Raw genomic sequence first — 12692 nt, forward strand, 5'->3', positions numbered from 1 at the left:
TGTAGCCAGGAAGCAAAAACTGGTGTTCGTTGCTCTATCGTTATAGGTGTTCCGCACAAAAAGCAGAATTCATCGCTGAACTGCATTTTCGGGAATGGATCGTATAGTTTCAGGTCAGTCATTGGCTGTTGTCATTAGCGCGCAAAGATACAAAAACCGGAGGTATAGGTTGGCAGTTGATTCATTGCTTGTGAGAGAAGTGCCCCGATCCAAAGCTGTGATCGCTCAATGCAGGTATAGGTTAGTTTTGTAGGGACAGGCCGTGACCAGTCCGAATCGTGTATAGGTATAGGTATAGGTATAGGTATAGGTATAGCAGGACCCATTACGCTGTCAAAATCTGAAAGTGCGTTTAATATGTTAAGTAAAAGAAGGGTATAAGTACCAAGCTGGCGGATTGATCAGAAAGTAATAAATAGATGGGGGAGGAGTGAGGAAGAGAATTAAAAATAACAGCAAGCCTGTAAGCCGGGTTTTGTCGCATGGCCGAAACCATACGTCTTATCATTTATCTAGGCCTGCACTCGCGCACAGGCTCCATCGACCTACCCACTGACATCGGACGAGCAGCCCTTAGCCCCGCCGAAGCGAAGCGCTGCCAGCCTATTTGGTCTTTCAACTCCTAAGGTTTACCCAGCTGGGTCAGTCACCTGCCCACTGGTGCGCTCTTACCGCACCTTTTCACCCTTACCCTTTTTCAGTGATCAGTTACCAGCAAACAGTTACCAGCAAAACTGATTACTGCTCACTGTTTCTTGTTCACTGTGAAGGGCGGTACTTTTCTGTGGCACTAGCTGTAGCCCCTCAGTCTCCCGAGAAGCCCCTTCCCGTTAGGAAGTAGGATGCTCTGCGTTGCCCGGACTTTCCTCCTCTCCAGGTGGAGCGGCGATAAGACGGCTTGCTGTTAATTTTTTAATTCCTCAAAGGTATACTTAATTGTTGATTGTTTAATTGATAAATTGTTGGCAGAGGTTAATGGTTCAAATTACGGACATTCGAAATTATCTGGTGGCGGCCTTCTTAGCCCTATGTCTATGAGACAAAAGAGCTGCACAAAAACAACAATTAAAACAATTTAACAATCAACAATTTAGAAATTATCTCAGCCTCACAAGGGTCGCACCGTAGCCGAACTTCTCTTTGCGGGCATCTTCAAAAAACCGTATACCTGGTGTGCGGCTCAGGATCTTCTGAATTTCTTTGCGCAGTACACCGTTGCCGGTGCCGTGAATGAAAACGATCTCGTGCATGTTGGCGGCTATCGCGCGCTCCAGGGCGTCCTGAAAACGCTCTAGCTGCAGTTTGAGCATGGCGCTGTTGCTCATACCGCTGTAGTCCTCTACCAGTTTGTCGATGTGCAGATCAATTTCGTGCTCCGGCGCCTGCAGCTTAAAGGTTTCCTGAGCAGAAGGAGAAGCGGCCAGTTGCTCTTTTATTTTGTCAGGATCGACTGCGACAGGTTTGGTATCGAGCTGGAAGAGGTAAGCTTCTTTGTTGACAACCGGGGCTGTTTTTTTGCTTTTGTAAAAAGAATTGGCCCTGAACTGCACCCGTTTGGTCACCGGCTCAAAAAGAGCAGGACCACCATTCCGATGCTGCAGGAACTGCACGATCACACTGGGCCATTGTTCAAAATCCTTGAGATGGTAATGGGCAATCACCTGTGTTGCCTTCGGGCCGAGCTTGTTATTGTGCAGGCCACGGTAGAGATTGTTACGGTCCTCGCCGCTGGTAAACAACACATCGTAGTCGGTGTTGTTGATGATGGTAGCGGCCAGCAACTCTTCCGACTGGTGGACCAGAGCCAGGTAAATGCCTTTTTCGGCCAGCACCGGTGCCGGTGGCTCCCGGCGTGCGGAAGGTTTAATAGTGTCCTGCTCCTGGACCTGCCCCCGAAAAGCCTTTGCTTCCTCCGGCGCGATCAGTACGATTTCTCTTCGGGTGACAGGTATAGTGAAGTCGTTGTCGATGGCAACCTCGACTATATTATTATCCAGTATGCGTGTGATGATGCCCTCTTCTCTGCCAGACATCAGGCGCACGCGGTCTCCTACGTTCATAGTGCTATGGTTAAAGTTTGATAGGTATACCTTGAGCCGCTTAACAGATGCGGCCATTGGTGTACTTGCTATACTTAGTGCGAATGAATTGTAATGAAGTATAGCTATACCCTGCTACTCTGGTGAGAAGAAAAGGTGAAATACATTCAGAATCCATTCTGCTAAACAAAGATACGAGGTTTGAGCCGGTTTAAGGTTAAACTGTCTTAAACTCAAAAGTAGAGCGGGTGAAACTGAAAGCCATCTTTTCGATTATACTCCAGGGCGGGGGCCGGGATCTTGATAATGCTCAGGACGTAGAGGGCTGTGTTGAGCAACTTGCTGCGGCCTTTGAAGTGCATCAGGTTCAAATCCGGGCTCAGGTAGTATTGGCGGTGAGCGCTTAAACCAAGGGCTCGGTTAGTCTCCGGATCATTGTACACCATTTCTTCCCCTCCATACCCTACTGCTATACCTAGCCATTTCGGATACTTACTCTCCTCTTTCAGAAAACTACCTACATTTACCGACAGCCAGTAGGTCTGGCCATTGTAGTCTTTCAGCGCCCGCTCTGCCAGGCTGCTGCCCAGCACATTGGGGCGCTCTGCGGCGTATTGTGTTGTTTGGAAAGAGAATTTAGGCATGATGCGTACCTCGCGCCAGGCCAGCTCCTGGGCCACCACACCGGCAGCTCCCACTGTGTTTGCGATGAGGTCACCTACGGAAGCTCCGTAGTCTGCCTGGTAGCCGTCAAAAATTTCAATGGGAGTTTGCAACAGGATGCCGGTTAAGCCACCATATAGTATTGCTTTTTTGTCCGGAACGCCTGCCCAACGCAGCAGGTCTATACCTGCGCGGCTCTCATGAAAGGCACCCCAGAAGTGCCCTGCCTTGTCCACCTGCCTCCACTGGCGGTTGTCGTTGAAGAAGTGAAAGCTGGTTCGTTCCTGATCCTGGTACCACGTATTGTTAAGCGAAACGAGCATGGCCGTATACCCCGCTGTAAAACCGGTGCCCAACACCCATAGCCGCTGCTTGTTGACCGGAACTGTCGTGGTATCCGGTGCGCCCGCGGCCATACCCTGCAATGGTTGCAGCGACAGCACAAAACAAATCCAAAGCAAGAGCAGGTGCGGAATTCTGGACATGGCCCAAAGATACACATCCCCTGGCAATAGCAAGGCCCTTGCAGGCTTCATCAAGCAGGAGTATGTTAATTAGTGGTGCTTCAAGCGTGGCTTATCATCCATTCATAAGCAGATCTTGCCGGTGCAACCTTCTCTTACTTGCGGAAAATTTTCAGATTATTTTTATTGAACTCATTCCTCCGTCCAAATGCAGGATCTGACCGGTCATCCAGCCCGACTCGTCGCTGAGCAGGTATGCGGCTGCACTGGCAAGGTCTGCAGGCTGACCTACGCGGCCCAGGGGATGACGTTTATTGGCAGCTTCCATTTTTTCGGATGTATTGAGCAGCGGCTGACCCAAGGGGGTGTCTGTCAGGGAAGGAGCAATGGCGTTAACACGTATACCTGCTACCGCAAATTCGGCTGCCAACGAAACCGAAAGGCCTTCCAGAGCAGCCTTGCAAGAGGCGATGGAAGCATGGTAGGGCATTCCCAAACGGGCGGCTACCGTGCTGAACAAAACAATACTGGCCTGCTTCGATTTCTTGAGGAGCGGCAGTACAGCCTTGATTGACTGTATAGCGCCGATTACATTCAGCTCATACTCTTGTCTGAAGTCTTCGATTGTCAGCCTTTCAAAAGGCCTGAGCTTGATCGTACCGGGGCAGTATACGAGTCCATGGATTTCGGCAGGTAGTTTGCTGGCAAAGGCAGGGTCGAACTGTAGCACATCCAACTCCAGGTGCTCTATCCCTAGTTCCTGTAGTTCTGCCGAATTTTTACGGGAAGCTACGAGCACATCTGCGCCCTCTTTTTTGAGCAGCCGGGCCGTCTCCAGGCCTATACCTGAAGTGCCGCCTATCAGCAGTATGTTTTTATGATCGAAGCGCATGTGATTTTAGAATGTTCATGCAGTAACAACTGACAGCTTCAAACAATGTTCTGATGGCATAGTGTTGGAGGTAGATGTTATGCAAGGACAGTGAAAACAAGACAGGTATAGCCTTCTAGAAGTATAACCTTATAAAGAAAAATACTGTATTAACAGAAGTTTTCACAGCAGCAGGCAGCCGCATAACCCAGCCTGTTCCATCAGCATTATCAGCATTTTGTCAGCAATAAATGGCATGCAGAAGCGCGAAGAACGAACCTGCATACCCCGGGAAAAGAACTATGTCATACAGCTATACCCTCCATCTCACCTTATATGAAAATAAAGAAAGTACTTGTCGCTAACCGCAGCGAAATTGCCATCCGTGTTCTGCGGGCCTGTACAGAACTGAATATCCAGACCGTAGCCATCTATACCTACGAAGACCGCTACTCGCTGCACCGCTACAAAGCCGATGAGGCCTACCAGATCGGCAAAGACAACCAGCCGCTGCAACCCTACCTCGACATCGATGGCATCATCCGGATTGCCAAGGAAAACGGCGTAGATGCGATCCACCCCGGGTATGGATTCCTGTCCGAGAACCAGCACTTTTCCCGCAGATGTGCCGAGAATGGCATCATCTTCATTGGCCCGAGGCCCGAGGTGATGGGCTCCCTGGGCGATAAGGTATCGGCTAAGAAAGTAGCTGTGAGCTGCGATGTGCCCGTTATCCAGAGCAACGACCTGGACCTGAATACAATTGACACAGCGCTGGAAGAAGCTCATCGGATCGGCTATCCGCTTATGCTCAAGGCGGCGGCCGGCGGGGGCGGCCGGGGTATGCGTGTGATCCGGGATGATGAGCAACTGGAGAAAGGTTTCTTTGAAGCCAAAAATGAAGCATTGAAAGCATTCGGTGACGACACACTCTTCCTGGAGAAGTATGTGGTGAATCCCAAGCACATCGAGGTGCAGATCGTGGCCGATAACTATGGTCATATCACACACCTGTTCGAGCGCGACTGCTCCGTGCAGCGCCGTTTTCAGAAAGTGGTGGAAGTAGCCCCGGCCATCAGCCTGAACCGTGAAGTACGGCAGCAGCTCTACGACTATGCCATCCGCATATGCAAGGCCGTCAACTACAATAACGTGGGCACGGTAGAATTCCTGGTGGAGCCGGATACCAACAACATCTTCTTTATTGAGGTGAACCCTCGCATACAGGTGGAGCACACGGTCACAGAAATGATCACCGGCATTGACCTGATCAAAACACAGATCTTCATTGCCGACGGCTATACCCTGGACAACGAGGAAGTGCTGCTGGGGCCGGATCATGAGGTACGGGCAAACGGGGTAGCCATTCAGTGCCGCATTACCACCGAAGACCCGGAAAATGATTTTAAACCGGACTACGGTACCATCATTGCCTACCGCAGTGCCGGTGGTTTCGGCATACGCCTCGATCAGGGCAGTGTGTACCAGGGTGCCAAGATCAGCCCCTTCTTTGATTCGCTGCTGGTGAAGGTGTCGGCCCAGGCGCCCACCCTGCGCCACGCCGCCATGAAGATGTCGCGTACCCTGGACGAGTTCCGTATCCGGGGTGTGAAGCAGAACATCCAGTTCCTGCAGAACATCATCACCCATCCGGTTTTTGTCGCCGGCGATGCCACGGTGGATTTTGTAAAGGATCATCCGGAATTATTTGTGTTCAAGAAGAGCAAGGACCGGGCAACCAAGATGCTCACTTTCCTGGCGGATGTGAACGTGAACGGGCACCCGGATGTAAAAAAACCGGATCCGAACAAGGTGCTCTCCAAGCCGGATTTCCAAGGTTTCAACCTGAATAAACCCTATGAGCCGGGCACCAAAGACCTGCTCACGAAGCTGGGGCCGGATGAATTTTCCCGGTGGCTGCGTAGCGAGAAACAGATCCATTATACCGACACCACGTTTCGGGATGCGCACCAGTCGCTGCTGGCGACGCGTATGCGCAGCTTCGACCTGCTTAAGATCGCCGAGGCTTACGCCAAGGATCATCCGCAGACCTTCAGCATGGAGGTATGGGGAGGCGCCACCTTTGACGTCTGCCTGCGCTTCCTGCACGAAGACCCCTGGCGCCGACTGGCCGAGATTCGCGAAGCTATACCTAACATCCTGCTGCAAATGCTGATTCGTGGCTCGAACGGGGTAGGGTATAAGGCCTATCCGGACAACCTCATCGAGTCTTTTGTAGAGAAATCCTGGGAGACGGGCGTGGATATTTTCCGCATTTTCGATTCCCTGAACTGGATGAAGAGCATGGAGCCCTGCATCAACTTTGTGCGCAAGCGCACGGGCGGACTGGCCGAAGGCGCGATCTGCTATACCGGCGACATCCTCAATCCGGCCAAAACAAAATACACCCTGGACTACTACCTGCAACTGGCCAGGCAACTGGAAGACGCGGGCGCACACATCCTGGCCATCAAAGACATGGCCGGTCTCCTGAAGCCCTTTGCGGCGCAGTTGCTGGTGGAGGCGTTGCGCGATACCGTGAAGCTACCGATCCACCTGCACACCCACGATACTTCTTCTGTCCAGTCTGCTACCTACCTCAAAGCGATCGAGGCAGGAGTGAATGTGTTGGATGTAGCACTGGGGGCTATGTCGGGGCTTACTTCGCAGCCGAACTTCAATTCCATTGTGGAGATGATGCGCTTCCAGGAGCGGCACCGCGAGTTCGATCAGAAGAGCCTCAACCGCCATTCCAACTATTGGGAAACGGTGCGGGAGTATTATTATCCGTTCGAGTCCGGCCTCAAAGCCGGTACGGCCGAGGTATACCGCCACGAGATACCGGGTGGGCAGTATTCGAACCTGCGCCCGCAGGCTAATGCGCTGGGGCTGGGCGATAAGTGGGAAGAGATCAAGGAAACGTATGCGGAAGTGAACCAGCTTTTCGGAGACTTGGTCAAGGTAACACCTAGCTCCAAAGTGGTTGGCGACATGGCGCTATACCTGGTGTCCAATGGCCTCACCACGGTGGATGTGCTGGAGCGGGGCGATCAGATTTCTTTCCCCGAGTCGGTGCAGTCCCTGTTCCGGGGCGACCTGGGCCAGCCGGCTGGTGGTTTCCCGAAAAAGTTGCAGTCCATCATCCTCAAAGACGAAAAGCCTTACGAGAGCCGGCCAAACGAGCACCTCGAGCCGGTGGACCTGGAAGGGGAGTTCAAAGCGTTTCAGGAAAAATTCGGGAAGCAGACCAGGTATACCGACTTCCTGTCGCACCAGCTATACCCCAAGGTATACGAGGCCTATCACAAGCACTACGAGCAGTATGGCAATGTCTCCAAGATCCCGACCCGCCTCTTCTTCTACGGCATGCAGCAAGGGGAGGAGGCAATCATTGACATTGCCCGTGGCAAATCCATCGTGATCAAGTACCAGTCGCTTGGGCACGTGGATGAAGATGGCCTTCGTACCGTTTTCTTCAAGCTCAACGGCCAGACCCGTAACATAGAAGTGCGGGATAAGTCTGTGAAAGTAGAGCGTGTGCAGCACCTGAAGGTGGACAAAGCCAATCCGAAGCACATCGGGGCACCACTGCAGGGACTCTTATCGAAGATCCTGGTGGAGAAGGAGCAGATGGTCAAGAAAAACACGCCGCTGTTTGTGATCGAAGCCATGAAGATGGAAACCACCATCACCGCATCGGAAGATACCCAGATCTCCAACCTCCATCTGGCGGAAGGCACGCTGGTGAATACGGACGATCTGGTGCTGACCCTGTCGTAGGATGAGCAGGTTTGTTTAAATTGAAGGCGCTATACCTCAAAGTATAGGTATAGCGTAAAAGCAGCGGCAGCTTCAAAAATTGCGAAGCTGCCGCTGCTAATTTAAATCTTATTGCAAGGAGTGAACGAAGGCATCCAACTCCGGTGAGCGTTGAAACAGGAGGCAATTAAAGATGTAAGGGTTCTTGCCACCGTGCTCTGCCGTTTGCCCTGTGGGTTTTCTCGAAACAAAAGCCTGCGTTATACTGTCGAGCTGCTCAACACTTCTGCCTAAATCCGCTATGTCAAACAAGACCCCTTAGAGGCATCCACTGCATTGATTTCTTTTGCAATTTCCTCTCCCAAAGAATTTGCCAGGCACTTGCAGAAAGCGTAATCCTTCATCCATTGTTGCCTTTCAAGTTCCTGTGGAGTAATTTCTTCACTTTGTTTCAGGGGAGTACAGGAAGCGAGGAAGATGAAAAACAGGAGAAAACCAGGCAGTTTTAACTCTATCTTTTTTAAATTCATAAAGCTATATCTGGCGATGGAATGAATTTCTCATCTGAGCAGCATCTATTTAAATCGAAAGCCAACCTTCCGTCCCTTTATTAAGTACCCTACAGAAGCCAACAGCAAACAATTTGGCAGAAAGCCTGTTTTATTCTTGTGATTATGCTGCATGCATACTATTTTTGAAACAAGCTGATCACCGGAGATGGTTATTCGTCTTCGTAGTCCAGACCCGCAAATTTGTTGTAGGCCTGCTGCAGTTCAGAGAAGGCATGCAGGTTACCTTCCTGGCGGCTAATCAGCATACCTTTTTTGTAGGTTTGCTCAGCTAAATCGTTCTGACCCAGCTCTTCGTATAGCTTGGCGGCATGATAGTAAGTGCCCACATAACGCTCGTGTTCAGTCAAAAGCTTTTCGTAATAGCCCAAAGCTTTTTCCCGATCGTTGTTGCGGTATTCGGTAGCGATAGCATAGATCGTAAAGGGATCGGTCGGGTCTTCTTCCAGAAACTTGAAGAGTTGTTCTAATCTGTTTTGAGACATTTCTATTTGGCTATATTTTAACTAACTTCGCAACAAATTTAACTTTTAATAAGCTAACATTTCTAACCATGAAAATATTAGTTTGCATCAGTAACGTTCCGGATACCACATCCAAAATCAACTTTACTGGCGATAATAAGGAATTCGATAAGAACGGGGTACAGTTCGTGATCAACCCTTGGGATGAATACGCACTGACCAGAGCCATAGAGCTGAAAGAGGCAAAAGGAGGCAGTGTAACGGTTCTCAATGTAGGAGAGGCCGATGCTGAGCCAAACATCCGCAAGGCACTGGCCATTGGCGCAGACGATGCCATCCGTGTGAATGCACACCCGAAAGACGCTTTCTTTGTAGCACAGCAGATAGCTGCCGTTGCCAAAGAAGGTAGCTACGACATGATATTAATGGGCAAAGAGTCCATTGACTATAACGGCTTCCAGGTGCACAACATGGTAGGCGAGATGCTGGGTATACCTTCGGTAACACCGGCCTTCAAGCTGGACATGGTAGATGATAGCACCGCCCGCCTCGAACGCGAGATCGAAGGTGGCAAAGAAGTGGTGGAAGTAAAGCTGCCCTTTGTAGCCAGTGCCCAGCAGCCCATGTGTGAGCCCCGCATTCCGAACATGCGCGGTATCATGACGGCCCGCACTAAACCACTGAAAGTAGTGGAAGCTGCCGGGGGCGAGGCAAAATCAGAGTACGTGAACTACAGCCGGCCTGAGAAAAAAGGCGGGGTGAAGATGATCGACGCGGACAATGCCGGTGAATTAATTAAATTATTGAGAAACGAAGCTAAAATTCTATAATATGTCTGTTCTGGTATTTGTAGAAGGTCTAAACGGAGAGATCAAGAAGTCCTCGCTGGAGGCAGCATCCTACGGCAGCCAGGTGGCCCAGGCCTTGGGTACCACAGCTACGGCAGTGGCGATCGGTGATGTGCACGAAGAGGCGCTGGCCAGGCTCGGCGAGCAGGGTATCAGCAAAGTGCTCTACGATGCCGATGACCGCTTGAAGCAGTTCGTAGCGGATGCGTATGTGAAGGTGATCGCGAAAGCGGCACAGCAGGAAAATGCGAAAGTGCTCGTATTCTCTAACTCCAACATCGGGGCAGCAGTAGGTTCCAAACTGGCCGTTCGCCTGAATGGTTCGCTGGCTACCAACGTAACCGAACTTCCTAAAATAGAGGGTGGCACCTTTACCGTGAGACGCGGTGTGTTCTCGGGCAAAGCGTTTGCCGATGTAAACCTGACTTCGGATGTGAAGATCATCGCCGTGAAGAAAAACAGCACCGACATCCTCAGCAATGGCGGTAGCACGGCCACCGTAGAGAAACTCTCGGCTGACCTGGCGGAAACGGATTTTGCAGCGGCTCCGAAAGAAACGGTCATGCAGGATACCGAAGGCGGCGTACTGCTGCCGGAGGCGGAGATCGTGGTATCGGGCGGACGTGGTATGAAAGGTCCTGAGAACTGGCACCTGATCGAAGAACTGGCCAAAGAACTGGGCGCAGCGACCGCTTGTTCCAAGCCTGTTTCAGACATTGGCTGGCGTCCGCACCACGAGCACGTCGGGCAAACGGGTATTACGGTAAGCCCTAACCTGTACATCGCGGTAGGCATCTCGGGTGCCATCCAGCACCTGGCAGGGGTTAACTCTTCTAAAGTGATTGTCGTTATTAATAAGGATCCGGAAGCGCCGTTCTTCAAAGCTGCTGATTATGGCATAGTTGGCGATGCGCTGGAGGTCGTTCCTAAATTAATCGAAGCTGCCAAGGCTTTGGACAAATAGACTTAGAAGAGCTTAATTGTGAAAAAAATTCAGTTAGAGATACTTGGGCTCTCATCCAGCCAGTCACAGACGGGATCGTTTGCGCTGGTGCTAGGGGAGAGAGATGGCAACAGAAGGCTACCTATCATTATAGGTATGTTTGAAGCACAGTCCATCGCGATACAGATAGAAAAAATAAATCCGAACCGGCCGCTGACGCACGATCTTTTCAAATCGTTTGCCGAGCAGGTGAGCGTCAATATAACCGAGATCCTGATCTCCGACCTGAAAGAAGGGGTGTTCTATTCCAAGATCATGTGTACGAATGGAGACAAGGATTTTGAACTCGATGCCCGCCCTTCGGATGCGATCGCGATCGGTTTGCGCTTTGGAGTTCCTATCTATACGGTGGAGAGCGTGTTGTCAGAGGCAGGCATCATCCTGAGTGACCTGGAGGATGAGGAAGAGGAAAGCGATGAAATGGCTGTGAAAAGCAGCACACCGGCAGCTTCTTCCAGCTCCAAGGAGCCGCTCAACCAGACCTCCGTGGAAGATCTGAACAAAATGCTCAACGAAGCCCTCGAAAAAGAGGACTACGAACGGGCTGCCAAGATCCGGGACGAGCTCAACAAGCGAAACTGATTTTAACAATACATGTACTTGGATAATCCTGCCTAGACTAAGGGCAGGATTATTTTTTTTAATGGATATTAGCCTTACTTTTGTCAAATTTTTAGCCAAAATATGTTTGATGTCTTAAGAGGTTTAATAGGCTTAGTTGTTCTATTATCAATCGGTTATTTGTTTTCCACCAAAAGGAAAGCCATTGACTGGAAACTGGTAGCCTATGGGGTGTTTCTGCAAATCCTGTTCGGTGTACTGGTAACAAAAGTGCCGCTGGTAGCAGATGGGTTTGCTTTTGTTAGTAGAGCTTTCGTCAAACTCCTGAGCTTTTCAAACCAAGGGGCACAATTCCTGTTTGGTAATTTGGCTGATCCGGCTCAGAACGGTGGCCTCGGATTCATTTTCGCTTTCTCCGTATTGCCCACCATTATCTTTTTCTCGGCTATTTCCTCCGGACTCTATTATATGGGGGTTTTGCAGAAAATCGTGTACGGGATAGCCTGGGTGATGTCGAAGGGCATGCGTTTGTCAGGTGCAGAGAGCCTTTCAGCTGCAGGAAACATCTTCATGGGGCAGACAGAAGCCCCGTTGCTGGTAAGGCCCTTCATCCCCCGTATGACGCGTTCTGAGCTTATGTGCCTCATGACCGGTGGTATGGCGACGCTGGCCGGCGGGGTACTGGCAGCATATGTGTCCTTTTTAGGAGGGGGAGACCCTGAACAACAGACGATTTTTGCAGCCCACCTGCTCACGGCCTCTATCATGAACGCACCTGCTGGTATCGTAATGGCCAAAATGCTGGTACCGGAAACGGAACACCATAAAATCAATACCAATCTGGAAGTAAACGAAGAGCAGCTTGGGGTCAACATCATCGATGCGGTATCAAAGGGGGCAGCAGATGGCTTAAGACTGGCTGCAAACGTGGGCGGTATGCTGCTAGCTTTCATCGCGGTCATCGGCTTGCTGAACTATATTCTCCTGAAGCTGGGTGGAGCAGTAGGGTTGAATGAATTTGTGGTCTCGAGTACAGATGGGCGTTTTAACGGATTTTCGCTTCAGTATATTCTCGGACAGATCTTCCGGATAGTTGCCTTTGTGATGGGCGTTCCCTGGGTCGACACCCTGCAGGTAGGCAGTTTGCTGGGGCAGAAAACCGCTATTAATGAATTTGTAGCTTACCTGGATCTGGCAAGCATGAAGGAAGCGGGTAACCTTTCAACCAAATCCATCATCATGGCCACGTATGCCCTCTGCGGATTTTCCAATTTCAGCTCCATCGCCATACAGGTGGGAGGTATAGGCGGCATGGCCCCTAACCAGCAGGCGAATATCTCCCGGTTAGGCTTGCTGTCGCTGCTGGGTGCTTCCATCGCCTGTATGATGTCAGCTACGGTGGCCGGTATGTTGTTCAGCCTTGATTTCTAAGGTATAGCCGGTCATAAAAA

Annotated in this window: 11 protein-coding genes and 1 other RNA gene; 5 read left to right on the forward strand and 7 right to left on the reverse strand. The window is 50.8% G+C overall.

Annotated features, from left to right (window positions below; translation table 11 throughout):
* Window positions 1-134: 134 nt before the first annotated feature.
* The 5 genes from OB13_RS06225 to OB13_RS06245 form a co-directional block, all read right to left on the reverse strand.
* Complete coding sequence (locus OB13_RS06225; RefSeq protein WP_461489289.1) at window positions 135-326, reverse strand: hypothetical protein; 192 nt, start codon at window positions 324-326, stop codon at window positions 135-137.
* A 122-nt stretch (window positions 327-448) separates the two neighbouring features.
* Window positions 449-905, reverse strand: an RNA gene (rnpB, locus tag OB13_RS06230) — RNase P RNA component class A.
* A 192-nt stretch (window positions 906-1097) separates the two neighbouring features.
* On the reverse strand, window positions 1098-2060 hold the full coding sequence (locus OB13_RS06235) for a DUF2027 domain-containing protein (protein WP_461489290.1): 963 nt from the start codon (window positions 2058-2060) through the stop codon (window positions 1098-1100).
* A gap of 212 nt (window positions 2061-2272) precedes the next feature.
* Window positions 2273-3238 carry a DUF2279 domain-containing protein gene (locus tag OB13_RS06240; RefSeq protein ID WP_461489291.1) on the reverse strand — a complete coding sequence of 322 codons (966 nt, stop codon included), beginning with the start codon at window positions 3236-3238 and terminating at the stop codon, window positions 2273-2275.
* A gap of 100 nt (window positions 3239-3338) precedes the next feature.
* Window positions 3339-4058: an SDR family NAD(P)-dependent oxidoreductase gene (locus tag OB13_RS06245; RefSeq protein WP_461489292.1), complete on the reverse strand. Its 720-nt coding sequence runs from the start codon at window positions 4056-4058 to the stop codon at window positions 3339-3341.
* 315 nt (window positions 4059-4373) lie between these two features.
* Between OB13_RS06245 and OB13_RS06250 the strand changes: the two genes are divergently transcribed.
* Entirely contained in the window at window positions 4374-7817 is a 3444-nt protein-coding gene (locus OB13_RS06250; protein ID WP_461489293.1) for a pyruvate carboxylase, read from the forward strand.
* 278 nt (window positions 7818-8095) lie between these two features.
* Here the strand turns inward: OB13_RS06250 and OB13_RS06255 are convergent, their stop codons facing one another.
* Window positions 8096-8326, reverse strand: a complete 231-nt coding sequence (locus OB13_RS06255) for a hypothetical protein (RefSeq protein ID WP_461489294.1) — start codon at window positions 8324-8326, stop codon at window positions 8096-8098.
* A gap of 191 nt (window positions 8327-8517) precedes the next feature.
* The gene (locus OB13_RS06260) at window positions 8518-8850 is read right to left on the reverse strand and encodes a tetratricopeptide repeat protein (protein WP_461489295.1); all 333 of its coding nucleotides are present in this window, start codon (window positions 8848-8850) and stop codon (window positions 8518-8520) included.
* A gap of 68 nt (window positions 8851-8918) precedes the next feature.
* Between OB13_RS06260 and OB13_RS06265 the strand changes: the two genes are divergently transcribed.
* The 4 genes from OB13_RS06265 to OB13_RS06280 all read left to right on the forward strand — a co-directional run bounded on the left by OB13_RS06265 (window position 8919) and on the right by OB13_RS06280 (window position 12672).
* Window positions 8919-9659: an electron transfer flavoprotein subunit beta/FixA family protein gene (locus tag OB13_RS06265; protein WP_461489296.1), complete on the forward strand. Its 741-nt coding sequence runs from the start codon at window positions 8919-8921 to the stop codon at window positions 9657-9659.
* Between the two features lies 1 nt (window position 9660).
* A complete protein-coding gene (locus OB13_RS06270; RefSeq protein WP_461489297.1) occupies window positions 9661-10641 on the forward strand; it encodes an electron transfer flavoprotein subunit alpha/FixB family protein in 981 nt (326 codons plus the stop codon).
* Between the two features lie 18 nt (window positions 10642-10659).
* Window positions 10660-11262: a bifunctional nuclease family protein gene (locus tag OB13_RS06275; protein WP_461489298.1), complete on the forward strand. Its 603-nt coding sequence runs from the start codon at window positions 10660-10662 to the stop codon at window positions 11260-11262.
* Window positions 11263-11364: 102 nt separating this feature from the next.
* Window positions 11365-12672 carry a NupC/NupG family nucleoside CNT transporter gene (locus OB13_RS06280; protein ID WP_461489299.1) on the forward strand — a complete coding sequence of 436 codons (1308 nt, stop codon included), beginning with the start codon at window positions 11365-11367 and terminating at the stop codon, window positions 12670-12672.
* Window positions 12673-12692: the final 20 nt, after the last annotated feature.

The organism is Pontibacter sp. HJ8, from assembly GCF_054824225.1.

What these genes read in the sequence shown, in the direction of transcription:
- OB13_RS06250 (WP_461489293.1), top strand. Translation starts at nt 4,374, where the DNA reads ATGAAAATAAAGAAAGTACTTGTCGCTAACCGCAGCGAAATTGCCATC.
- OB13_RS06265 (WP_461489296.1), top strand. Translation starts at nt 8,919, where the DNA reads ATGAAAATATTAGTTTGCATCAGTAACGTTCCGGATACCACATCCAAA.
- OB13_RS06245 (WP_461489292.1), bottom strand. Translation starts at nt 4,058, where the DNA reads ATGCGCTTCGATCATAAAAACATACTGCTGATAGGCGGCACTTCAGGT.
- OB13_RS06240 (WP_461489291.1), bottom strand. Translation starts at nt 3,238, where the DNA reads ATGAAGCCTGCAAGGGCCTTGCTATTGCCAGGGGATGTGTATCTTTGG.
- OB13_RS06280 (WP_461489299.1), top strand. Translation starts at nt 11,365, where the DNA reads ATGTTTGATGTCTTAAGAGGTTTAATAGGCTTAGTTGTTCTATTATCA.
- OB13_RS06255 (WP_461489294.1), bottom strand. Translation starts at nt 8,326, where the DNA reads ATGAATTTAAAAAAGATAGAGTTAAAACTGCCTGGTTTTCTCCTGTTT.
- OB13_RS06225 (WP_461489289.1), bottom strand. Translation starts at nt 326, where the DNA reads ATGGGTCCTGCTATACCTATACCTATACCTATACCTATACCTATACAC.
- OB13_RS06260 (WP_461489295.1), bottom strand. Translation starts at nt 8,850, where the DNA reads ATGTCTCAAAACAGATTAGAACAACTCTTCAAGTTTCTGGAAGAAGAC.
- OB13_RS06235 (WP_461489290.1), bottom strand. Translation starts at nt 2,060, where the DNA reads ATGAACGTAGGAGACCGCGTGCGCCTGATGTCTGGCAGAGAAGAGGGC.
- OB13_RS06270 (WP_461489297.1), top strand. Translation starts at nt 9,661, where the DNA reads ATGTCTGTTCTGGTATTTGTAGAAGGTCTAAACGGAGAGATCAAGAAG.